The sequence below is a fragment of the Acinetobacter sp. YH12252 genome (assembly GCF_013417365.1).
Taxonomy (GTDB): domain Bacteria; phylum Pseudomonadota; class Gammaproteobacteria; order Pseudomonadales; family Moraxellaceae; genus Acinetobacter; species Acinetobacter towneri.
On sequence record NZ_VPEA01000011.1, the window covers coordinates 1 to 23361 of the forward strand.

The 23361-nt window shown below is 39.2% G+C and carries 23 protein-coding genes and 1 rRNA gene; 13 read left to right on the forward strand and 11 right to left on the reverse strand.

The window, feature by feature from the left end; translation table 11 throughout:
* The first annotated feature begins 4 nt into the window (after window positions 1-4).
* A 5S ribosomal RNA gene (gene rrf / locus FTV28_RS10680) occupies window positions 5-119 on the forward strand.
* 158 nt (window positions 120-277) lie between these two features.
* Here rrf and FTV28_RS10685 read toward each other — a convergent pair.
* Window positions 278-829: a lytic transglycosylase domain-containing protein gene (locus FTV28_RS10685; RefSeq protein WP_096902336.1), complete on the reverse strand. Its 552-nt coding sequence runs from the start codon at window positions 827-829 to the stop codon at window positions 278-280.
* 324 nt (window positions 830-1153) lie between these two features.
* Here FTV28_RS10685 and FTV28_RS10690 point away from each other — a divergent pair, with 324 nt between their 5' ends.
* From FTV28_RS10690 to FTV28_RS10720, 7 genes are all read left to right on the forward strand, one after another.
* Entirely contained in the window at window positions 1154-2746 is a 1593-nt protein-coding gene (locus tag FTV28_RS10690; RefSeq protein ID WP_179990432.1) for a Na/Pi symporter, read from the forward strand.
* A 117-nt stretch (window positions 2747-2863) separates the two neighbouring features.
* On the forward strand, window positions 2864-3331 hold the full coding sequence (ybaK, locus tag FTV28_RS10695; protein ID WP_004973860.1) for a Cys-tRNA(Pro) deacylase: 468 nt from the start codon (window positions 2864-2866) through the stop codon (window positions 3329-3331).
* Window positions 3332-3570: 239 nt separating this feature from the next.
* Entirely contained in the window at window positions 3571-3744 is a 174-nt protein-coding gene (locus FTV28_RS10700) for a hypothetical protein (RefSeq protein WP_179990434.1), read from the forward strand.
* Window positions 3745-3994: 250 nt separating this feature from the next.
* On the forward strand, window positions 3995-4411 hold the full coding sequence (locus tag FTV28_RS10705) for a YeeE/YedE family protein (protein WP_004973854.1): 417 nt from the start codon (window positions 3995-3997) through the stop codon (window positions 4409-4411).
* Window positions 4412-4828 (forward strand): DUF6691 family protein, encoded by a 417-nt coding sequence (locus FTV28_RS10710; RefSeq protein WP_004973852.1) that lies wholly within the window; start codon window positions 4412-4414, stop codon window positions 4826-4828.
* A gap of 1 nt (window position 4829) precedes the next feature.
* A complete protein-coding gene (locus FTV28_RS10715; protein WP_004973849.1) occupies window positions 4830-5696 on the forward strand; it encodes an MBL fold metallo-hydrolase in 867 nt (288 codons plus the stop codon).
* Between the two features lie 163 nt (window positions 5697-5859).
* Complete coding sequence (locus tag FTV28_RS10720; RefSeq protein WP_104851942.1) at window positions 5860-6621, forward strand: alpha/beta fold hydrolase; 762 nt, start codon at window positions 5860-5862, stop codon at window positions 6619-6621.
* 206 nt (window positions 6622-6827) lie between these two features.
* Here the strand turns inward: FTV28_RS10720 and accC are convergent, their stop codons facing one another.
* The 5 genes from accC to FTV28_RS10745 all read right to left on the reverse strand — a co-directional run bounded on the left by accC (window position 6828) and on the right by FTV28_RS10745 (window position 12145).
* Window positions 6828-8195 carry an acetyl-CoA carboxylase biotin carboxylase subunit gene (gene accC, locus FTV28_RS10725; RefSeq protein ID WP_004973841.1) on the reverse strand — a complete coding sequence of 456 codons (1368 nt, stop codon included), beginning with the start codon at window positions 8193-8195 and terminating at the stop codon, window positions 6828-6830.
* A 17-nt stretch (window positions 8196-8212) separates the two neighbouring features.
* Window positions 8213-8635, reverse strand: coding sequence for an acetyl-CoA carboxylase biotin carboxyl carrier protein (accB, locus tag FTV28_RS10730; RefSeq protein ID WP_004973838.1), 423 nt, complete (start codon window positions 8633-8635; stop codon window positions 8213-8215).
* Window positions 8636-8651: 16 nt separating this feature from the next.
* On the reverse strand, window positions 8652-9107 hold the full coding sequence (aroQ, locus tag FTV28_RS10735) for a type II 3-dehydroquinate dehydratase (RefSeq protein WP_096902340.1): 456 nt from the start codon (window positions 9105-9107) through the stop codon (window positions 8652-8654).
* A gap of 966 nt (window positions 9108-10073) precedes the next feature.
* Window positions 10074-11480 carry an ATP-binding protein gene (locus FTV28_RS10740; RefSeq protein WP_104851943.1) on the reverse strand — a complete coding sequence of 469 codons (1407 nt, stop codon included), beginning with the start codon at window positions 11478-11480 and terminating at the stop codon, window positions 10074-10076.
* Window positions 11477-12145, reverse strand: coding sequence for a response regulator transcription factor (locus tag FTV28_RS10745; protein ID WP_004973833.1), 669 nt, complete (start codon window positions 12143-12145; stop codon window positions 11477-11479). Before FTV28_RS10745 ends, FTV28_RS10740 begins: the two co-directional genes overlap by 4 nt.
* A 170-nt stretch (window positions 12146-12315) precedes the next feature.
* Between FTV28_RS10745 and dsbD the strand changes: the two genes are divergently transcribed.
* From dsbD to dsbG, 3 genes are read left to right on the forward strand one after another with little or no spacing between them, the layout of a single operon-like run.
* The gene (gene dsbD / locus FTV28_RS10750) at window positions 12316-14379 is read left to right on the forward strand and encodes a protein-disulfide reductase DsbD (protein WP_179990436.1); all 2064 of its coding nucleotides are present in this window, start codon (window positions 12316-12318) and stop codon (window positions 14377-14379) included.
* Window positions 14376-15206 (forward strand): TlpA disulfide reductase family protein, encoded by an 831-nt coding sequence (locus FTV28_RS10755; RefSeq protein ID WP_104851946.1) that lies wholly within the window; start codon window positions 14376-14378, stop codon window positions 15204-15206. The genes dsbD and FTV28_RS10755 overlap by 4 nt, the downstream gene beginning before the upstream one ends.
* A gap of 60 nt (window positions 15207-15266) precedes the next feature.
* Complete coding sequence (dsbG, locus tag FTV28_RS10760; RefSeq protein ID WP_004973828.1) at window positions 15267-16025, forward strand: thiol:disulfide interchange protein DsbG; 759 nt, start codon at window positions 15267-15269, stop codon at window positions 16023-16025.
* A 109-nt stretch (window positions 16026-16134) separates the two neighbouring features.
* Here the strand turns inward: dsbG and FTV28_RS10765 are convergent, their stop codons facing one another.
* Both FTV28_RS10765 and FTV28_RS10770 read right to left on the reverse strand, forming a co-directional pair.
* Window positions 16135-16764, reverse strand: coding sequence for a class I SAM-dependent methyltransferase (locus FTV28_RS10765; protein ID WP_179990438.1), 630 nt, complete (start codon window positions 16762-16764; stop codon window positions 16135-16137).
* 30 nt (window positions 16765-16794) lie between these two features.
* The gene (locus FTV28_RS10770; protein ID WP_004973824.1) at window positions 16795-17142 is read right to left on the reverse strand and encodes a carboxymuconolactone decarboxylase family protein; all 348 of its coding nucleotides are present in this window, start codon (window positions 17140-17142) and stop codon (window positions 16795-16797) included.
* 295 nt (window positions 17143-17437) lie between these two features.
* On the opposite strand from FTV28_RS10770, the gene FTV28_RS10775 reads away from it, so the two are divergent.
* On the forward strand, window positions 17438-19645 hold the full coding sequence (locus tag FTV28_RS10775; RefSeq protein WP_179990440.1) for an OsmC domain/YcaO domain-containing protein: 2208 nt from the start codon (window positions 17438-17440) through the stop codon (window positions 19643-19645).
* Between the two features lie 180 nt (window positions 19646-19825).
* Here FTV28_RS10775 and FTV28_RS10780 read toward each other — a convergent pair whose 3' ends face one another.
* The 3 genes from FTV28_RS10780 to FTV28_RS10790 form a co-directional block, all read right to left on the reverse strand.
* Complete coding sequence (locus FTV28_RS10780; protein WP_179990442.1) at window positions 19826-20140, reverse strand: DNA-binding transcriptional regulator; 315 nt, start codon at window positions 20138-20140, stop codon at window positions 19826-19828.
* Window positions 20141-20555: 415 nt separating this feature from the next.
* Window positions 20556-21851 (reverse strand): Y-family DNA polymerase, encoded by a 1296-nt coding sequence (locus FTV28_RS10785; RefSeq protein ID WP_167846009.1) that lies wholly within the window; start codon window positions 21849-21851, stop codon window positions 20556-20558.
* Between the two features lie 42 nt (window positions 21852-21893).
* Window positions 21894-22508, reverse strand: coding sequence for a LexA family transcriptional regulator (locus tag FTV28_RS10790; protein WP_179990444.1), 615 nt, complete (start codon window positions 22506-22508; stop codon window positions 21894-21896).
* 198 nt (window positions 22509-22706) lie between these two features.
* On the opposite strand from FTV28_RS10790, the gene FTV28_RS10795 reads away from it, so the two are divergent.
* Entirely contained in the window at window positions 22707-23288 is a 582-nt protein-coding gene (locus FTV28_RS10795; RefSeq protein WP_179990446.1) for a hypothetical protein, read from the forward strand.
* The last annotated feature ends 73 nt before the right edge of the window (window positions 23289-23361 follow it).

Here is a 23361-nt window from a genome sequence, read left to right on the forward strand (position 1 = left end):
TTGTGCTGGCGACCATAGCAAGAGTGAACCACCTGATCCCTTCCCGAACTCAGAAGTGAAACCTCTTCGCGCTGATGGTAGTGTGGGGTTACCCATGTGAGAGTAAGTCATCGCCAGCTCATTATTCGAAACACCCTCAACTAGCGTTGGGGGTGTTTTTTTATGTAGAAAAGAAAATATTAAGAAGAAAAGTAGAAAAAGAAAGGAAAATAAAACCATCTGAGGATGGCTTTAATTCAACGGGTATTGGCTACTTTATTAAGCTAGTAAGTCAAAATTAAAGTGCATCTTTTAAGTTTTTTTGGTGCTGTTTGACTTGTTTTGCGTAGCGTTTACCTTGCTTTTTCATTTTTCGATTACTATTGTAGCCAGTAGGTCCCACATTGTAATAGGCCAAAGCTTTAGGCCATTTACCCGACTGATTTTTATAATGATTTAAAATAAATGTACCACAGTTGATATTGGTATGTTCATGGAATAAATCGCCAGGACAAGTCTGCTGCCAATAACGTGGAATAATTTGTGTGAACCCAACTGCACCTGAAGGTGAAACAGCATAGGCACGATAATTCGATTCTTGTCTAATAACTGCAGCGACAAGCAGAGGATCAACATTATGTTGTTCTGCACTTTGTACAATGATTGGTGCTACACGATTTGCTGTATCAGGATGCACAGCATAAGCCTTTTGGATCCCTGTAGAAAGTTTAGCTGAGCGTTTTGCAAGAGAACCACCTCCTAGTGGAGAGCAAGCTGCTAGCGTTAAAACAGTACAACCAATACTGAATATTTTTATAGATGGATATTTTCTAAAAGTATTAAAAATCATATTAAAACTATATCTGTCATTTTGGCGTATGTGAGTATATATACTGATTTTGAGGTGAGCGATTGACCTAGTCAAGCCATTCACAGATTTGAATTGTATCGTGTCAGCATAATACAGAGGTTTCGTTTTGTTTTATCGAATGATTGGATAAACCAATGGAGTCCGATCTATCCTTAGGTTTAATAATATGTCAAATTGATGACAAGTTTTTTATTTAATATAAACTATTGGAATAGAACAAATAAACTGCAATTTTAAGATAAAAGTACGTACAATATCGGCTTTTTAGCACTTTGAAAATTGCTTATTGCACAGGGAGTAAGTGTGTTAGAAGTCTTTGTACAATTATGTGGTGGTATTGGTCTATTTTTGATTGGTATGACCATGATGACAGACAGCTTAAAAAATATGGCAGGGGAAACTTTGCGTATTTGGTTGTCTAAATTTACAGGCTCACCCATTAAAGCTGTGCTTTCAGGCATCGGTTTAACCTTAATTGTACAATCTTCTACAGCAACGACTTTAGCCACAATTGGTTTTGTCAGTGCGGGTATTCTTACTTTTGCTCAGGCAATTGGTGTCATTATTGGCGCGAATATTGGCACAACCAGTACGGGTTGGATGGTGGCATTTTTAGGTGTTAAATTTTCCATCACCAGTTTTGCATTACCTTTGCTGGGTTTGGGTGCAATGCTCAAATTATTTAGTCAGGGGCGAGTTGCATTATTTGGAATGACATTGGCAGGTTTTAGTCTGATTTTCCTTGGCATTGATATGTTGCAAGTTGCCATGTCAGGTTTTGCTGAACGTGTCGATTTATCAGTGTTTTCAAGTAGATCTTTGATTGCGCAACTCAGTTTGATTTTGGTCGGTATTATCATGACCATTCTGTTGCAATCTTCAAGTGCTGCAATTACCGCGACCTTAGCAGCATTGGCCAGTGGTGCGATTGATTTGCAACAGGCTTTAGGTTTGGTGATTGGACAGAATATTGGTACGGTGGCGACAGCCATTATTGCTGCAATTGGTTCAACTGCAAATGCCAAACGTACTGCAGCGGTTCATGTGATTTTTAACATCATTTCAGCCATTTTTGCTTTTATTATTTTAAAACCGTTATTTCTTGAGCTAACACAAAATCAACGTCTTATGGCAACATGGGACAATGTGGTGATTGTTGCTGCATTTCATACAGCATTCAGTATTTCTGGTACTTTGATTATTTTGCCTTTTATCCGTCAGTTCGAAAAACTGATTATGAAAATTATCCCAGATCAAACTCAATCGGTTTTATGTTATCTCGATCAAGCGAGTTTATCTGTGCCCGCCTTGGCTATTCATGCTGCATCAAAGGTGATTTACCATAGTTTGTATGACGTTTTGGTGATGCTAAAACTGGCTATCCAAGAGGGAAGATTACCTTCAAAAGTACGTTTATTACATCTAGATGAAGTACTCATTCAAGTCCAACGCTATTTGGAAGAAATGTCGATTTCAGAAAATGAAGCCGATCAACAGCGTTTAATGGCGATGCTTCGTTTGATGGTGTATTTACGTGTTTTACGAAGTGATTTGGAAAATATTACTTTAGCAAAAGAAATACGCACCCAACCTGCAATTTATCAAGTTGGCTTAGATTTTGTACAAATTCTTGATGAACATCTAAAAGAAATGGATGATTTTGATGTGCATAAACATGTACTAAGTCTAAATACCGAATTATCTAATTTGAAAAAATGGACAGAAGATCAACGTGCCGAAAACCGTGAAAAAGTGCTGCAATATATTGCCGTGAATCAGCTCAATGCTGCGACAGGTTTAGAGTTGTTGGCGGCACAACGTTGGTTGGATCGCGTGATTGCGCATGCACAGCGCTTAGCTAACGTGTTAGTTGAAAATTCACGTAAACCAAGTTAATGATTCTAGGCTATTTTTTCGATAGTTACTTTTATATTTAAAAATGGCCTAAGCGAATTCACTTTTAATCTCAATCAAGCGTATAATTTGAGCATCGTTTTTTACAGTATTTTTTCAATGACTCCAGCAGCTAAACTTTTAAAAGCCAAGAAAATTCAATTTTCTATGCATGAATATGAACATGATCATAATGCTAAAAGTTTTGGTTTAGAAGCTGCGGAGAAGTTAGGCTTAGATGTCACAGAAGTATTTAAAACTTTATTGGTCAGTGATGATAAGCATTATTTTGTGGCGATTTTACCTGTCCATTACCAATTAAATCTTAAAAAAGTTGCGGCTGCTTTTCAGTGTAAAAAAGTACACATGGCTGATCCTAAAGATGCTGAGCGTTTGACAGGTTATTTGGTTGGGGGCATTAGTCCAATTGGGCAGAAGAAACAACTGAAAACAGTGATTGATGCATCCGCTCAACAGCTTGCAACTATGTATGTGAGTGGAGGGAAGCGGGGATTAGATATTGGTTTAACACCAAGCGATTTGGCAAAAGTTTTAAATGCTAATTTTGTAGATATTGTAGATGCATGATATGTTGAACTTTATATTGTTTTGAGTCCAAAGCACACAGATGCTTGTTCTTGTATGAATGTAGCAACTATTCCTATTCGTTTCATCTCAGTGATTCTTGTTCTAAGCGACCATTTAATAACAAAAAAAGTTATCTTTAAGCAATAAATAGGGTAATTAAAAACTCGTATTGATGATTTTTTAACAAACTAAATTTTATGTTATATTAGTGAAAGTTAAGAAATTCTGAGAGGTGCAGTATGGGTAAGCGTCTTAAAGACTACACAATCGAAGATCGAAAAGCTCGTCCAATGTGTCCAGCTAAACCCATTGACTTTGGTGATGATGAGACTACCAATCGCATTATGTTAGATGCTGCTAAACGTGTAATTCGTAGGCATAAAAAAGAACTTATTGCGCTTGCTCAAAAATGAGTCTAATGACCTCAACTTTTGTCGTTGCTGTCTATTTTGATATATCTTTATTACGTTATGAGGCAGTCATTTAGAATGACTAAATTTTCTGCCTCATGACTTAATATCAGCCAAAAACTTGCGAGATATATCTCTCACGTCGCAAACATAGACGAATAGTCGGATGAACTTTACAAAACTTACAAGAGAATAGTTGAATAATAATTACAATAATATATTATAAAAACATATATTGTTTTGGGTGTTCAAAATGCATGATTATCTGCTGGCATTAATCGGTGGTGGATTACTTGGTCTTGCAGTCGTGGGCTATTTATATGTTCATGGTCGTATTGCAGGCATTAGTGGTTTACTGGCTCAAGTGTTAAATCCGCAAACGCTGTTCAAAACGCCTGCATTGTGGTTTGTGTTAGGTATTTTCATTGTGCCTTTTTTCTATGGCATCGTGGCTCAACCTAAAGTTGAATTGAATGCAAGCCCATTGATGATGATTGTGGCGGGATTATTGGTTGGTTTCGGTACTCGTTTGGGTTCGGGTTGTACCAGTGGTCATGGTATTTGTGGCATGAGTCGTTTATCTAAGCGTTCCATTGCAGCAACAGCTACCTTTATGTTAGCTGGCTTTATTACCGTTTATGTTATCCGCCATATCACAGGAGCATTCTAAATGAAAAATTTCTTAGCCTTTGTTTTCGGTGGTATTTTTTCAGCTGGATTGATTCTTTCTGGTATGTCGAATCCTGAAAAAGTTTTAAACTTCCTCGATCTTTTCGGTACATGGGATGCAAGTCTGGCATTTGTTATGATGGGTGCAATTGCGGTTGCCTTTATTCCATTCCAAAGAATTATGCGCCAAGCTGAACCAAAAACCATTTTAAATGAACCAATTGATTTGCCTAAACAAACTCAAATTGACTCTAAACTGATCACAGGTAGTTTTATTTTTGGTATCGGTTGGGGCGTTGCAGGAATTTGTCCAGCGCCAAGTCTAACCTTGATTGGTTTAGGTTATTATCAAGCAATCTATTTCATTGTTGCAATGTTGGTGGGGATTCTCATTCATCGTAAGGTTGCAGGAGCATAAGATGCACGCAGATATTCAGCATTTTTTTGATGAAAATACTAATACATTCAGTTATGTGGTAAGTGATCCTGTAACGCGTCAATGTGCCATTATTGACAGCGTGTTGGATTATGACCCTGCATCTGCGACTACTTCAACAATTCATGCCGATGAAATCATTGCTTACATCCAAAAAAATGAATTAACGGTTGAATGGATTTTAGAAACGCATGTGCATGCCGATCACCTGACAGCTTCTCAATATTTAAAAGAGCAGTTGGGTGGTAAAATTGCCATGAGCCATAAAATTTCGATTGTGCAAGAAACATTTAGTGCTATCTATAACTTGGATATCAAGTATTTCAATTCACATCAATCATTTGATTATCTGTTTGACGATCATGAAACTTTTACGATTGGTGAATTACAAGCCTATAACATCCCTACACCGGGGCATACGCCTGCTTGTTTAAGCTATGTGATCGGTGATGCTGTATTTGTAGGTGATACTTTGTTTATGCCTGATTATGGTACGGCACGTTGTGATTTCCCGAAAGGCAGTGCAGGGCAGTTGTACGATTCTGTGCAAACGCTATACGCATTGCCTGAAGAAACACGAGTGTTCTTATGCCATGATTATCTACCAGAATCACGTGAACAATATGAACATGAAACACTGCTCAAAACTCAAAAAGAGCAGAATATTCATATTCATACAGGGGTAAGCAAAGCTGAATTTATTGAGATGAGAACTCAGCGTGATGCTACTTTAACGATGCCTAAATTGATTCTGCCATCAATTCAAATCAATATGGACGCAGGTAAGTTCCCACAACCTGAGGCCAACGGCATTCGTTATTTGAAGTTGCCTTTGAATTATTTTAAATAAAATTTTAAGAAAAGTTCATCTTGTATGTTATTGCTTAGGTTTATACAAATAGCCTAAGCAATATTATAAGTTTCACAATAAAAAGCACATATAAAATTTGATTTATAAACTCAAAACTCATTAAATAGATTAATCATTTGTATTCAAGTTTAGAGTCTATTTTATGTTATTAAATTATCAAATCACGCAAAATCAGCCTGAATCTACGTTGCCATCTTTGGTTTTTATTCATGGTTTATTTGGTAGTTTGAGTAATTTAGGCATGCTCGCACGTGCATTTCAAGAACAGCGCACCGTAATTCAATTAGATGTGCGCAATCATGGTAAGTCTGCGCATTGTGATGACATGAATTATGCAGCAATGGCACAAGATGTTTTAGAAACGTTGAACAGCTTGAATATCGAACAGTTTTCTGTGGTTGGGCATTCAATGGGCGGTAAAGTTGCAATGACTTTAGCTCCTCTGGCTGCTGGGCGTTTACAGCAATTGGTTTTATTGGATATTTGTCCTTTTGCTTATCCTGAAAATCGTCACGATCAAATTTTTACAGCCTTGTTTGCTGTGCAAGATGCACAAGTTGAAAGTCGCCAAGCGGCAATGGAAATTATGCGTGAGCATCTTCAAGAAGAAATGGTTGTGCAATTTTTGATGAAGTCATTTAGCAAAGGGCAATGGTTATTTAACTTAAATGCGCTACATGAACATTATGCCGAAATTTTGTCATGGCAGACGGTGCATAGTGATGTCAATACTTTGTTTATTCGTGGCGGTAATTCACCTTATATTGAGTTACCTGAGCATTATGCCGCTATTCAAGCACAGTTTCCTCACGCAAAAGTTGAAACAGTCGCTCATGCAGGGCATTGGTTGCATGCCGAAAAAACCGCAGAAGTATTGGCATTCATGACTGAGTTTTTAGATTAATCTTGTCTAGTATTTTGCATCATTCGATGATCTAAAATGATCTCAGTTTTTAAATCAATTTTTAAACCAATACTCCATTTGGAGTATTGGTTTTTTATTCATACTGATCTGCATAGATGAACGGTTTAGCTTTTATTCTCAACAATAAAAAAGAGCTGACGTTGAATCATCAGCTCTTTATTTTAAACTTAAGCAACCTTAATTACTTATGCTTTTTCTTCTTCATTGCCAGCAAGTTGCTTTAGCAAATGCTTTTCAAGATAGTGAATATCCATTGCTTGTTTGCAGAAGTTTTTATCTTGCAGAATCAAGTCTTTGTGCAAAGGAATGTTGGTTTTAATTCCTGTTAAGATAGTTTCATCCAAGGCTTGACGCATACGCGCAATACTGGTTTCACGATCTTTACCATGCACAATCAGTTTAGCAATCATTGAGTCGTAATACGGCGGAATGCTATAACCTTCGTAGATGTGTGAATCTACACGAACACCTGCACCACCTGGGGCATAGAAGTGTTCAATTTTACCTGGTGAAGGTACGAAGGTGGTTGGGTCTTCTGCGTTAATACGACATTCGATTGCGTGACCACGAATTTCAACCTGATCTTGCTCAATGTCTAAACCTAGACCTGCAGCAATACGCAATTGTTGTTCAATGATGTCGATACCTGTCACCATTTCAGTTACAGGGTGCTCAACTTGAACACGTGTATTCATTTCAATGAAGAAGTATTCGTCATCTTCAAATAAGAATTCGAAAGTACCTGCACCACGGTATTGCATTAACTTACATGCATTAACACACGCTTCTAAAATATCGGCACGTGCTTGTTCTGGTAAGTTAGGTGCTGGCGCTTCTTCAAGAACTTTTTGGTGACGACGTTGTAAAGAACAGTCGCGGTCATAAAGGTGAATCGCGTGACCATTACCATCAGCCAATACTTGTACTTCTACGTGACGTGGCTTTTGTAAGAAACGTTCCATATAGACCGTGTCATCACCAAACCACATTTCTGCATCACGTTGAGCCGCTTGAACTGATTCAAGCAGGGTGTCTACGCGCTCTACAATACGCATACCACGACCACCACCACCAGCAGCCGCTTTTACAATGAGCGGGAAACCAATTTCTTTGGCTTCAGCTAAAGCATTGTGTGGTGTAACGGCGTGTGCTGAACCTGGTACAGTTGGTACGCCAGCTTTACGCATTGCAGTAATTGCAGAAACTTTGTTACCCATTAAGCGAATATGCTCAGGGCGTGGACCAATGAAAATGAAACCTGAACTTTCTACAATTTCAGCAAATTCGGCATTTTCGGCAAGGAAACCATAACCAGGGTGAATGGCATCTGCACCTGTAATTTCTGCTGCAGTAATAATTGCAGGAATATTCAGATAACTTTCACTGCTCGCACCCGGACCAATACACACGGCTTCATCACAAAAGCGTAAGTGCATCAGGTCTTTATCGGCATCTGAATAGATACCCACGGTTTTGATCCCTAAAGTTTTGCAAGCTCGGGTGATGCGCAGGGCAATCTCACCACGGTTTGCAATTAAAACTTTTTGCAACATTGTGAATCCCCGAGGTCTTAAGCGCGGTAGCGGAAGAGTGGTTGACCAAATTGAATCACTTCGCCATTTTTAACTAGAATTTCTTCAATCACGCCACTTTGAGTTGCTTCAATTGGGTTCATGATTTTCATTGCTTCAATAATACCAAGCGTTTCACCAGCAGAAACAGTTTGACCCACTTTAATAAATGGTGCTTCACCTGGGCTTGGTGCTGCATAGAACACGCCAACCATTGGAGAAGTTTCAACTGCACCACGTGGTGAAGATTTAGGTGCAGATGGTACTTCTGCAGAAGGTGCAGGCATTGCAGGAACTGCTGCCGCTACTACTGGACTGCGACGAGTTAATGCAATCGACTGATCGCCTTCTTTAACTTCAATCGCTTGTAAGTCAGATTCAATCATCAAGTCGATGAGTTTCTTGATTTTACGAATATCCATGGACAGTATTCCTAGTTTAAGATTGTGTAGTAGGTTGAATTTTTTCAAGAACAAAGTCGAGTGCTGCGGCATAGCCTTTTGCGCCTAAACCGCAAATCACACCAATGGCTTTGTCTGATAAATATGAATGATGTCTAAACGCCTCACGTGCATGCACATTCGACAAATGGACTTCAAGAAATGGAATAGCGACCCCTAACAAGGCATCACGTACCGCAACAGAGGTATGCGTTAATGCAGCAGGGTTAATAATGATATATTGTGTGCCATCTAACGCGGCTTGATGAATTCGGTCTACAATTGCGCCTTCCCAATTACTTTGGAAAGTATCTATAGAAATTGATGCTTTTTGCGCTTGTGAAATGAGCTGTTGATTTATATCCTCAAGAGTGAGGTAACCATAAACTTCGGGTTCACGCTTTCCTAGCAAATTTAGATTCGGTCCATGAATAACCAAAATGGTCGAACTCATTCCGCTTGCTCCAATAAATAATTGCAATAATACTTTGCAAGATGTCTGCAAAGTTTGCTAATTATGGCATAAAATTCCACATTTTTTTTGTAATTTGTTTAATTTGACGTAGAAAGCGTGTGCCAAAATGAGGCTCTATAATGAAAACTTTGCAGGGAATTCGCAATGTTAAAAAATTACATTTTTAGTTTTTTTTGCTGATTTTTATATTCTAAAACAACTGACCAAATCTATTCATTTGTTTTCTGTAACGACTGATCAAGCGAGTGACTTGAACTGGTTTGATTCGGAATGTCAAAGCCAGAAAACAACCAACATCAATATCGCATTTCTTTATAGCATGATATTTCGTTGCTGTTTATAAAAAATGGCGATTCCATTTTTTCAGTTCATTCAAAGTAGATGACCACACAAACTGCAGTGGATCATCTAATACGTTTTGTGATCATCGTTCAAGTGGTTATGGATTCGATAGAAAGATCATTTCGATAATAAGATATTTTAAAAATTCAACTTTATTTAAATAAAACATGAGCTTAAATGGAATGCTTTGATTGATATATTTATCTATATTTTAGTCTGGAATAGATGCTCCTACGCTGCGTATTATATTTTGAGTGGGGTGCTGTTGGTTTTATGTACACTTTAATTAAGTTGTAGATTGATCACAAGACCAAGCACATGCACGATCTGCACGGATATCTACCTCATTTAAAAATATGACGTGGTATCGAACAAAAAAACGGTGATGAAAGTTTCAGCAATTTTTTCTAGCCAATGTTCTTCTACTCAATAGCCCGCAGCATCTACATCATAGATAAAATTTTAGAACGCATTGACCTTTTATTTCAAAAATCACCTTAAAAATGGCGTTATCGTAAAGTAGAGCAATATGTTCGGTATTGGCAAAAGTTAAGTGATCTTGTTCTGAATCTTGCTTTATTTGCTGTTAAAGCTCAGAAAAGCTTAATCCGTCTGTTGTTTCTCTGTTGCAGAAGGTGCTGCATCAAAACTGACAATCACTTTTAAACCTTGCGGTTGGTTAGCCTGAAATTGAAGTAGGTAGCCATATTGCTCTAATAATACTTTGACTAGAGTTAGACCTAAGCCATAGCCTTGTTTATGCGCAGATTTACGCCAAAAACGCTGAGTCAGAATGGTAAAATCATCTTCATTCAGGCTTTTGCCTTGGTCTGCAATGATCAATTGCAGGTCTTGCATATAAATTTGAATGTTTGGCGCATCCTCTGCATGCAAATAAGCATTTTGAATCAAGTTTTTCAGTACCATGTGCAACGCAGGCGCTGGAATATTAATGTGTTGTGCTACCAAACTCGCCCAATCAATCTGTAATTTCGCTGATAAATTGGGATATTCCACAGTCAGTTCCGACAAGACTGTTTCTAATACGCTACGCATATCTGCATGGCTATGTGCCGCTTGAATACCTGCTTCAGTTTGACTGAGCAATAACAGTTGTTCCAAAAGTTGTTGATAACGTTGGATGCTGCGTTCTGCGTGTTTTAAATTGTCGATGACTTTGGCTGTATCTTGGGCAGATGCGGTTTGATTCAACATCAATTGGCTCAGTTGCACATGCGTTTTAATAGCCGTTAACGGCGTGCGCAGTTCATGCGCAGCAAATGCACTAAAGTTTTTTTCGTGTTCCAGACTTTTATGTAGGCGTTCAATCAGCATCAATAAGTTATCGACAAAAGGCTGAATTTCTTTAGGAATTTTTTGTGATCTCAGTTCAATTAAATAACGAGAAGCTTCATCTAAAGATTGTTTTTTCTGAATTAAGTGGCGGGTGATGTGATCGAGCGGTAAAAACTCCAGACGGATAATCCACAAAATTAGCAAAATACAAATAATCAAAGTAAGCAGTAAAGGAATCAGTACCGACTGTAAAATTTGTTTAAGTAGGTTTTGCCGTAACTGAATTTTTTCAGCCACCACCACCTGAACTTCACCTTCACGCAGTACATAACTACGCCATTGCAGTCCATTTTCTGTCCATGTGCTGAAACCGACTTGTTGGTTTTTTAAATTTTTCGGTGCGCCTTGAGTGCGTGCAATCACATGCTGTGGTAATGAAACATCGGCACGGAAAATAGAGACTTCACAAGCAATTAAACTATGTAGCAAGGCATTTTCTGATTCGGCATGCAAACTTTCTGTGAGTTGTTCTAGGGGCAGTTGCTGAATCAGGCGGGCGACCATACGGGCTGAGGTAGAAAGTCGTTCATCCAGCGTATTTTGTAAGCGTTGTTCCAAGTCATGGTAGAGCCATGCAAAGACAATCACCCACAGCAAAATAAATGCACAGCTGATGGTCGATACCAAACGCCATTTCAGACTGTAGTTTTTCATGTCAGCAGCTCAGGTTTAAAGATGTAGCCGACACCACGCACCGTTTGAATAAAATAGGGGTGGATTTTATGCCGTAAATGGTAGATATGCACATTTAAGGCATTGCTTTCGATACTGTCTTGAAAGCCATACACTTTATCTATCAGTTCTTCATTTTTTAAGATTTGGTTCGGATGCCGTAAAAAGGTTTCCAATAGGCTATATTCACGGCGTGAAAGCTGAATGTTTTGTGAATGCCAACTGACTTCTTGTGTATCGAGGTTCATGTGTAACTGACCACTTTGCAGTTGGTTCGATGAATAACCACGATGACGGCGGCTTAATGCATATACACGGGCAATCAGTTCATTTAATTCAAAAGGTTTAGTTAGGTAGTCATCTGCTCCTAAGTTGAGCGCCTGTACGCAGTCTTGAGTATGATTCCGCGCGGTTAATACCAATACTGGAATATGAATGGCATCTTTACGCCAGTTTTCGAGTAACTGTAAACCATCTTGGTCAGGCAGACCTAAATCGAGCAGGCACAGATCTACCGCACTATGACGTATGAAGTAATCGGCATCGCGCGCGTTATTCACGTGTTCGACTGAAATACTTAAAAATTCGAGTGCTGCCACAATACTTTGGGCAATATAAGGATCATCTTCCACCAAAACGACGAACATATTTGCTCCTATACCACAGTCAGCCCAATATATGACACATCTCGATCACGCCACAAATTTAGATTAGGCACCTACAATGCTCAAGTTTACAAAGAAAAATCTTTATTAATGTTCTCTTAATCTACACTTACCGATAATACAGTCAGTTTTTTAATTTTTAGTATAAATACATGATTTTTATTCGCGTCATTGCTTATTTTGTGTTGAGTCTGTGTGCGGTGTGGGTCAATGCTGCCAATGAATTTTTAGCGTCCGATCAAGCTTTTAAGTTTCAGGCGACGTCATTGTCTGAACAAACGGTTGAACTGAAATGGGATGTCGCACCGCATTACTATTTATATCACGATCAATTCAAAGTCAGTCAGGCTCAAAAGCCGCTTGCTTTTAAATTGCCTGCAGGGCAGGAAAAAGATGATCCGACTTTCGGGCTGACACGTGTGCATTATGGGCAAGTGACAACACAGATTCAGGTGAAGCCTAATCAGCAATATCAAATTACTTGGCAAGGCTGCGCTGAAGATGGTTTGTGTTATCCCGTACAGCGTAAAACGATTCAAACCGATGCCGATGGTTTATTGCCACAGCATAATTTAAGTGCGGGCAAAGGTAATTTACTTCAGCAACTCAATCAGAATAATCAGGCTGCTTTAAACACTAACTTAAATGATGCAGATAAGCATCAAGCCAATGGTTCTAGTACACAAAAACAAGTTACGACAACTGCAAATACTGTAACGACAAAAGAACTCAAACTTGAACAGCAAACGCTAGAAAACAAAGCACAGCTTGCTGAAAATGCGGTTGCTGTAACACAAGCTGATCCTAAACTTACCCCTGAACCAGTAGAAAACGTTGATTTAGCAAATTCCTTAGAGATTGAAAATACAGATATGGCGTTGACAGACAATACATTCGCTGCATCAGCCAATTCAAGCAATACGGAAACAGCCAGTAGTACGAGTCTGAATCAGCAATGGAACAATGATCAATTTTTCCTGAATTTATTGTCTGGGCAAGGGTTGTTACTGAATGCGTTTATCTTTTTAGGTTTTGGGGTATTACTGGCTTTTTTACCGTGTTCATTGCCGCTGATTCCAATTCTTTCTGGCATTTTGGTGCAGCGCAATACAGGCTATAAAGCGGCAGCAATTGCGATCACCTTTATCGTCAGTATGGCGCTAGTCTATGGCTTGATGGGCGTTGTTGCGTCACACATTGGTTATAGCGTACAGCGTTGGTTCCAAAATCCCGTAGTGATTGCAGTTTTTGCTATGTTGTTTGTGCTCTTTGCTTTAAACCTGTTTGGACTGTATCAGTTGTCATTACCACAAGCAGTGTTACAGCGTTTAGATCGTATTCAGCAATATCAAAAAGGCGGTACTTTATTGGGTGCGGGCGTTATGGGGGTGATTTCTGCACTGATTGTCGGGCCATGTATGAGTGCGCCTTTAGCGGGAGCATTGCTGTACGTCTCACATTTGGATCAAGCAGCATTGGGTGGTTTATATTTGTTCCTGCTCGGTTTAGGTATGGGAATTCCTTTACTTATTACCAGCGTGTTTGGCGCGAAATATTTGCCAAAGCCAGGTTTGTGGATGGAACGGCTAAAATTTAGCTTTGGTTTTATCATGTTGGCAATGGCTTTGTATTTTGCTCGTCCGCTATTTTCTGTGACTTGGTACTATGTTGCTTTTGCTGTGGTGTTATTTGCCTTCGCTGCATATTTAATTGCAATTTTGCGCCACGTGTTACATCGTCCACAGCGTTTTTCGTTATTGGCTTTGGCGGCAATAATCGCCAGTAGTGGAATTTGGCATGTCAATCAGAGTATTGCCAGTGTCAATGCGCAGGTACAAGCAGACCAATTACAGCCATGGATCAAAGTACGCACAGAACAAGAGTTGAATGCAGCTTTGGCCGCACATGCTCATCAAAAGATTGTGATTGATGTCTATGCCGATTGGTGTGTGGCGTGTCAGCCGATTGAGCGTGATGTGATTCCTCGTACCGATGTGCAAGATGCTTTAAAGCATGTGGTGTGGATTAAACTCGACTTAACTGAACAACATCCCTCACAAGACGCCTTATTGATAAAATGGCAGATTTTAGGGCCGCCAACGTTGTTATTTTTGGCAGATCCACAACGGGAACAACGTGAATTGCGTCTAACAGGTGCTTATAACGCAGCGCAATTGATTCAAAATATTCATCAACTGCAAGAGGCTGCGCCATGATTCAATCCGCAGTCTTGCAGTTAGGCATGTTGATGATTCCATGGCCATTGGTGTTTTTATTGCTAGGACTGATTGTCGTCTTTGCAATGGGTAAATTTTTTCAGCGTCGTTATACATGGAATGCACAGACTTGGACAGGTTATCAGGATGCATTATGGAATGCGCTGTGGATTGGTGCTTTAGTTGGGCGGGCAGTTTTTGTGTTGCAGCATTATGAGCTGTACTTTGCCAACCCGATTGATATTTTAAAAATTCAGGACAAAGGCTTTCATCTGATTGCCGCAGTTATGGCAGGTGTGGCGTGGTTTGTCTGGAAAAATCGCGCTATTCAACGTGTTGTTCTGGCATGGGCAGTTGCGCTCTTTATTACAGTACAAGTTGTAGGTTGGAGTCTTATCCAACCTTTGCAGACGCAGCATGCCTATCCCAATCTAGTATTGCACAACCTAGCGCAACAACCTCAAGATTTAGCTCAATTTTCAGGGCAGCCCACGGTGATTAATCTCTGGGCGACTTGGTGTCCAGTTTGTCATCGTGAAATGCCTGTTATGCAACAAGCACAGCAAGATTTCCCTGAGGTCAATTTTGTATTTGCCAATCAAGGCGAATTTGCAGCAGAGATTCAAGCCTATTTACAGAAACATCGATTTCAGTTTGAACACGTGTTATTAGACCCTGCAGCTCGTTTAGGACAACACTTCAATATGTTCGGTTTGCCAAGTACTTTGTTTTTTAATGCACAAGGAGAATTGGTCGATCATCACATGGGTGAATTGACCAAGCCGATGCTGCAGCATTATCTGAAAAAAATACAAGCGAATCCATAAACGCGCTCTTAACGATTTGAAAGAAAACCCGCCGTGAAGCCAAAATTAAGGACAATCAATATGACATCAAACATCAAAAATAACATGCTGAAACTGGCGATAGGTATGAGTCTTGCCAGTAGTGTGAGTATGCTGCAAGCACAGGACAACCTCAAACAGCACATTGAAAAAGAAGGTTTTAAGTTTGTGCAACAAATTCAAGCACCTGCACAAATGACAGGTTGGGCAGGGCATATTGAACAAAGTCCTGCGACAGTGTTTATTTCCAATGATCAGAAATACTATATTGTAGGCACTTTGTTTGATGCACAAGGCAATAATTTAACCGTCGATGCTTTAGACCGTTATGTGAAAAAGTCGGTACTTGAAGATGTGTGGCAAAGTCTGGAACACGCTACTTGGATTCAGGATGGGCAAACCAGTGCTGAAAAAATTGTCTACGTGTTTTCAGACCCGAATTGTCCGTATTGCCATACCTTTTGGAAGCAGGCACGTCCGTGGGTAGAATCTGGCAAAGTTCAGTTAAGACATATTATTGTGGCGGTGATCCGACCTGAAAGCAAAGGGCAGGCCGCGACTTTATTAATGGCGAAAAACCCACAGCAGACCTTTAATGCGTTCCATCGTCAATACGGACAAAAAAAGCTGATCGAGCAAAAAACTGTGCCTGTACATGTAGAAAAAACCTTAGAACAGAATCAGGCACTGATGGATAAATACGAGTTCTTTGCCACACCTGTTGTGCTTTGGAAAAATAAACAGGGCGAATTACAGTCGGTACAAGGAATGCCAAAATCTATGAAAGATGTGTTTGAGTGATTTTAAAAATTTCCGAGCAAATATCTAACTGAATATTCAAATCTAAAGCGCAAAAAAGCTTGCTCTAATTGCATTGGAGCAAGCTTTTTGATGTAAAAGATTCAGTCTTTTATTTCTGAATACGAATCGCAAATTGAATGACGTGGGATTTGCCCTGATGCAGTTTGCCTTCTGAGCGTTCTACATCGCCCACAAAGAAATGAATCAGATGATCGTGTTTAAAATGGCTTAAAAACTCGATAGGATCGTACAGCATTTCTACTGCACGTGGGCCGCCCGTTTTATATTCTAGCTGACGAGTAGAATACAGCTCACCAACAAATAAACCGCCGTTGACCAAAGTTTCGCGCACGCCATTCAATACTTTTTGCTGTGTTTCAGGGTTAAAGTGACCAAATACACAAATCACGTTGTCATATTGATTGGCTTGCCAATCCACCTGACTTAAATCTTGCTTTCGTGTATTTAGGCTTAAACCACGTTGCTGTGCATAGCCTTGAGCCTTATCTAAAGCAACTTGCGAGTAGTCCCATAAATCTGCTTCAAATGCTTGCTCATTGGCTTGTGCCAAAGCGGCCAAATATAACAAGTTACGACCTTCACCTTCGGCCAAGCCCAAAGTTTTGCCGTGAATAGACAGTTTTTGCGTAATGTCCTGAATGAACGCATTGGCTTGTTCACCATAAATATGGTCATGTTGGCTGTAGCGTTCATCCCATTCATTATGGATATTTAACATAGTTTCGACTCGGTAAATAATTTGATGCTGTTATTCGGCTGTAGATGGAGAAAACTCTTTAAATGCTGCCACGGCGTTTGCGGCATACATGAGTGATGGGCCACCGCCCATATAAACAGCAATACCTAAAATTTCATTCAATTCTTCAAAAGTCATGCCCATTTTGACCAAAGTTCTGACGTGAAAACCGATACAACCATCACAGCGTTGTGCCACACCAATTGCAAGCGCAATAAACTCTTTGGTTTTGGCATCAATTACGCCGTCTTTCATTGCAACTTGTGATAGGGCATTAAAGCTTTTAAGTAAATCGGGAGATTGTTCTTTAATGGATTTGATATTAGACGAAATTTCAGCAGTGAGTTCGGTATATTTCATGTTGTTTCACCATCAAGCAGATTAGAACCTAAAGACAATATACCATACATTTAAATATATTATGTTTGTATATATTAATTTAGCAACTTTGCTTAAATTCAGTAAATCTGTATTTATAGCATTATCAATTCACCTAAATCACTTTATAATGTTGCCGCATATTCTGGAGTCGCTGTTAAATAGTTGCGATGACTTCAAACCTCATTTTTTAAGTCTTATTCTCCCTCTTGATTCGGCTTATAAATCAATATTTTATAATTTTGTGTCTGAGTAGGCACATACAATAGGTGCCTGCATGGAAATTAAAGTCAATTATTTAGACAACTTGCGTCTTGAAGCTAAATTTGACGATTTTACCGTCATTGCCGATCAGCCCATCCGTTATAAAGGCGATGGTTCTGCGCCAGGCCCATTTGATTATTTCCTTGCGTCATCTGCATTGTGTGCTGCGTATTTCGTGAAGGTTTATTGCCAATCACGTGATATTCCAACCGATAATATCCGCTTATCTCAAAACAATATTGTCGATCCTGAAAACCGTTATAAACAGATTTTTAAAATTCAGGTGGAATTGCCTGCAGATATTTCTGAAAAAGACCGTCAGGGGATTTTACGTTCTATTGACCGTTGTACCGTAAAGAAAGTCGTGCAAACAGGCCCTGAGTTTGTGATTGAGCAAGTCGAAAGCATTGATGCCGATGCACAAGCTTTGCTGATGCCGAACTTGACTTCATCTCAAGCGACTTTTATTGCTGGTAAAGATTTACCGCTTGAAGAAACTATTGCCAATATGTCGGGTATTTTGGCAGGTTTGGGCATGAAAATTGAGATTGCCTCATGGCGTAATATCGTGCCAAATGTCTGGTCATTACATATTCGTGATGCGCAATCGCCAATGTGTTTTACCAATGGTAAAGGCGCAACCAAAGAAAGTGCATTAGCATCTGCTTTGGGTGAATTCATTGAACGTTTGAACTGTAACTTCTTCTATAACGATCAGTTCTGGGGTGAAGAGATTGCCAATGCCGAATTTGTGCATTATCCAAATGAAAAATGGTTTAAGCCTGGCCCAAATGGTGAATTGCCTAAAGAAATTTTAGATGAATATTGCTTAGAAATTTATGATCCTGAAGATGAGTTGCTGGGCACACATTTATATGACACCAACTCAGGCAATACTGAACGTGGTATTTGTTCATTGCCATTTGTGCGTCAATCCGATGGTGAAACGGTATATTTCCCATCAAATTTAATTGAAAACTTATATTTAAGTAACGGGATGAGTGCAGGTAACACGCTTGCAGAAGCTCAAGTGCAGTGTTTATCTGAAATTTTTGAACGTGCAGTGAAGCGTGAAATTATTCAGGAAGAAATGAGCCTGCCTGATGTACCGCAAGAAGTTTTGGCAAAATATCCAAGTATTGTGGCAGGTATTCAGGCTTTAGAAGAACAAGGTTTCCCAGTATTGGTGAAAGATGCGTCTTTAGGCGGTCAATTCCCTGTCATGTGTGTGACCTTAATGAACCCGCGTACAGGCGGTGTTTTTGCTTCGTTTGGTGCACATCCAAACTTTAAAGTCGCTTTAGAGCGCAGCTTAACTGAACTATTGCAAGGGCGTAGTTTTGAAGGTTTAAATGATTTACCACAGCCGACCTTTAGCACGAATGCGGTAACTGAGCCGAATAACTATGTTGAACACTTTATTGATTCTAGTGGTGTGGTGTCTTGGCGTTTCTTTAGTGCGCAGGCAGACCATGAATTTGTAGAGTGGGATTTCACCAACAATGGTCAATATAGCAATGTCGAAGAAGCTGAGGCTTTATTTGCGATTTTAGAAGAAATGGGCAAAGAATCTTATATGGCGATTTATGAACATTTAGGTGCGATTGCTTGCCGAATTTTAGTCCCTGATTATTCAGAAGTGTATTTGGTAGAAGACCTGATTTGGGATAATACCAATAAAGCTTTGCTGTACCGTGAAGACATTTTAAATCTGCACCGTTTGGATGATGAGCAACTTGAAGCTTTAGTTGAGCGTTTGGAAGAATGTGAGCTAGATGACTATACCGAAATCAAAACCTTAATTGGCATTGAATTTGATGACAATACCGTTTGGGGGCAGCTCACCATCCTCGAATTAAAATTGTTGATTTATTTGGCATTAGAACAGTTTGAAGAAGCTAAAGATTTAGTCGAAGCATTCTTACAATACAACACCAATACCGTAGAACGTGGCTTGTTCTATCAATGTATGAATGTCGTGCTTGAAGTTATTTTAGATGATGAAATGGATATTGCCGATTATGCTGTCAATTTCCGCCGTATGTTTGGCAATGAACGTATGGATGCAGTCATGGGTTCTGTTGAAGGCACAGTACGTTTCTATGGTCTAGCCGAAACCAATATGCAGCTTGAAGGTTTAGATCGTCATTTACGTTTAATCGACAGCTACAAAAAACTGCATAAAGCACGTGCCAAGTTTGTTGGGCTGAATAAAGACTAATCTTGCAGAAGTAGAACGCTGTTCTGATTTGAATCACCGTCCAAGAAAAAGACTCGGCTTTAAAAGTCCGAGTCAGGTATTATGGCAACAACATGGTGTTGCATTTCAAATGCTATCTAAGATTTGCTGTTGCTATAGGAAAGGCAAAATAATAACCCTCGTTGTTGAGGGCTATTTCATTTAAGCGAGATGGTCACGAACAAATTGAGGATCTAAAATAAACAATTTAATCAGTGATTGAGCTGCTCCTGAAGGTCTTCTAACACCTTGCTCCCAAGATTCCAATGTACGTTTAGAGATACCTAAAATTTTAGCAAATTGATCTTGAGTGAGTTCAGACTTTCTTCGTGCTAAAGCAACATCTGTTTCATTGATCACAGTTTTTCTTGCTGCATTATTAGCAAGCATTTGTTTAACGCCTTCTAATAATTCAACATTTAAGTCTCGTTTTGCTTCTCGAGCTTCCAATCCTTTGTCACTTAATAAACGACTCATTTCAGTAACTCCGCTAATTGTCTAAGTGTCTTTTTCTCAAGTTGGGTAATTGTGTCTTTACTATATAAGGTCAATAACCAAATTTCGCCATTTGCTAAACGGTTGTAATAAATTACACGAACACCACCTTGTTTACCTTTACTCTTTCCACCCCATCGAATTTTACGAACGCCGCCAGTACCAGGTTCTACATCTCCTGCTGTAGGGTTCTCGGCAATGAAAATTTTAAAGTCATTGTATTGTTCTTCAGTCCAATAGTAGGGATATTCATTGGTAAAAAAGTAGTCTCACAGATGGTATACATCAAACACCTTTATACTACTTTGTAGTGTTTAATTGTATACTACTTTGTAGTACTTTTAAGCATTAAATTAGGTCTCATATTGTGAGCTTTTTTAGCCCAATCAAATAACTGCTAATCACCAAGCGCCAATAAACCTTCCCAGCTAAAATAATTCGGGCTTAAATGGCTGCGCTGCATCGCCCAAGTTCGATCTTGCAATTTACATGCTCCAATGGCGAGTTTTTGCACACCAAATTTATTTTTCACGGTATCCAACACTTGCTGTAATTGTTCCTGTTTTTCAATGGCGTCAGTATCTGTAAGCAGGTCGTGAATATAGCTTTGTTTGGGTTCAAGTCCCGTTAAAATCACACCACATTTTTTAAAGGCAATCCCTTCCTGAAATAGCGTTGTCACATGCTTCATCATGGCTTTGTTCATGAGCAAAGCAGAATCTGTTGGCTCATTGAAAGCAATAGTGACCGATTGATTGTAAAAAACTTGGCGCGGATCAAAACGGTTAGATTGCGCAAAAATGATCATACAACCACATAAACTTTTTTCAGCTCTGAGCCTTTGCACAGCAGATTGTAAATAATCGCTCAAAGCTTCTGAAAGCGCATGAATATCTGTTACACGCTGCCCAAAAGAACGTGAGCTGATGATTTGCTGCTTACTTACGGTATTGTGCTCCAGTTCAATACATGCTGTACCTGTGAGTTCAAGAATGGTTTTTTTCATCAAAATAGAAAATTGGCGCTCCATTTGGTCTGGATTGCTTGTTGCTAGATCAAATACAGAACGGATACCCAATGATTGTAATTTTTTAGCGTTTTTGCGTCCCACACCCCAGACTTCAGCGGCATCAATGTGTTGAAACAAGGCTTCTTTGCTGCATAAATCCATATCCAGTAAATTACATACGCCGTTGAAATAGCGGTTTCGCTTAGCAAGATGATTGGCTAGTTTGGCTTCAGTTTTACTTTGACCAATACCAACACAAACAGGAAGAGCCAGCCATTTCCACAAGGTTGTTTTAATTTCCTGTGCAAGTGCGTTTAAATCGCGCTGAGAATATGAACTCAACTCAATAAAAGTTTCATCAATCGAATAAATTTCAACATCTTTGGCACTGACAAATTCTTGAATAATATTATTAAAACGTCTGGACATTTCTGCATAGAGCGCATAATTACTTGAAAAGACCGCAACATCATGTTGTTGAATTAATTCTTGAACTTGGTAAAAGGGCACAGCCATTTTAATGCCAAGTCGTTTGGCTTCTTCGGAACGTGACACCACGCAGCCATCGTTATTGGAAAGCACCACCACAGGACGATGATTCAGGTGTGGTTGAAACAACCGCTCACAGCTCACATAACAATTATTAATGTCAATGAGCGCAAAAACTTGCTCTAAAGCTTTCATGACTATTCTACTTATTCGGCTTTTTTATGCGTTATTGTGGGTTTAAACCATCAGGTTTTTTAAATTCCACGTGACCACGGCAAACACTTCAAAAGTTTGCCCATCTTTCAGGTAAATGCTGTCGTAGTCGGGGCTTTCTGCCTTGAGCCAAGCTTCGGGCAAAGTGGCAGGGTCGTAGTCTTCACCAAAATGTTCGGCCAATTCACTTTTAGACATTTTGGCTGTAATCATCAAGCGTTTAATAGTCAGGTCTTTTTGGTCGATTAATGCAACCACAATGCTGCGGTGTTTGGCTTCTTTACTGCGATCTACCAGTACAATATCGCCGTATTCAAGCCCTGCATTCACCATAGAGGTGGTGCGAACTACATTTAAAAAGGTCGCATTTTCATTAGAAATAAGATATTCATTCAGATCAATATTTTTATCAATATAGTCTTGAGCAGGCGAAGGAAAACCTGCAGGAATGGATTCTATCGTTACGGGAAGATGCAGTGTTTTTCTTTTAGCAAGCGCTTGAAAATCATGCTGATTCAGCAATTCAATTTGTTCAAGCAGGGCATTCAGGCTAGGGCTGGGTTTACCATCCGCACCCATGATTTTTTGTAATGACGCCCAAGCAGCGTCAGAGAAGTAAATAGGTAACTTCTTAGACATGAGATTACTCCTACGCAACGAGGCGTGTTTGAAGTGAAATTTGATGTTTTTATAGCATAGCTGAAAATGTGATTAAGATTCAATCTACGTGGATAATTGATTGCTAGATATAGATCACACTCTACGATTGCATAGCTATACAAACACAAGCCTTTCCGTTAGGATTTTTCTATCGCAGCAGCATATTTAGAGATTGGCATGCATATTGTTGAAGACATTTATTTAACGAAAGAAGAAGTTGAATCTTTACTGTTGGGATTAATTAATTCACAACTTGAACCTGAGTTTTTAATGAAGGATTTCATTAAACATCAGGTTTGGTCTTTGGCTGAATATTTTAAGCAAAATACTGAACATGAAATTGACTTTGCGCAAATCAGTTGCCCGATTAAAGTCAAAGCGGAATATCAAAATCATCGTTTAAAACGTCATTTTCTGGTTGAGTTTCATCTGACCACCACACCTTTTTTTAATTATGAGCCAGAAGAAAATAGCGTGGCTTACTCCTACATGATGAAAGATTTTTATCTGACCGATATTATTTTTTATGATGCCTATACGGGTGAAAATTTGCAGGCTTGGATGCAAAGAAGATTCGTGATTTTGCAGGGTGAACGTGAAATAGAAGTGAATTCATTGTCATGGTATGCAGATTACAATTTACCGCAAGTTACGCAAAATATGGTGTCTTTTGTGAGTGAAGCCGCTTATGACACGGGTTTAGATCAGATTGTAGATGAAGTCAATTTACGTTTACGACAAGCCAAAACAGTTAATTAAATAGATAATATTCATCTAAAAAATGGTTGTTTGAGATGGATGATGGGAAATATACGATTACACAATACTGATC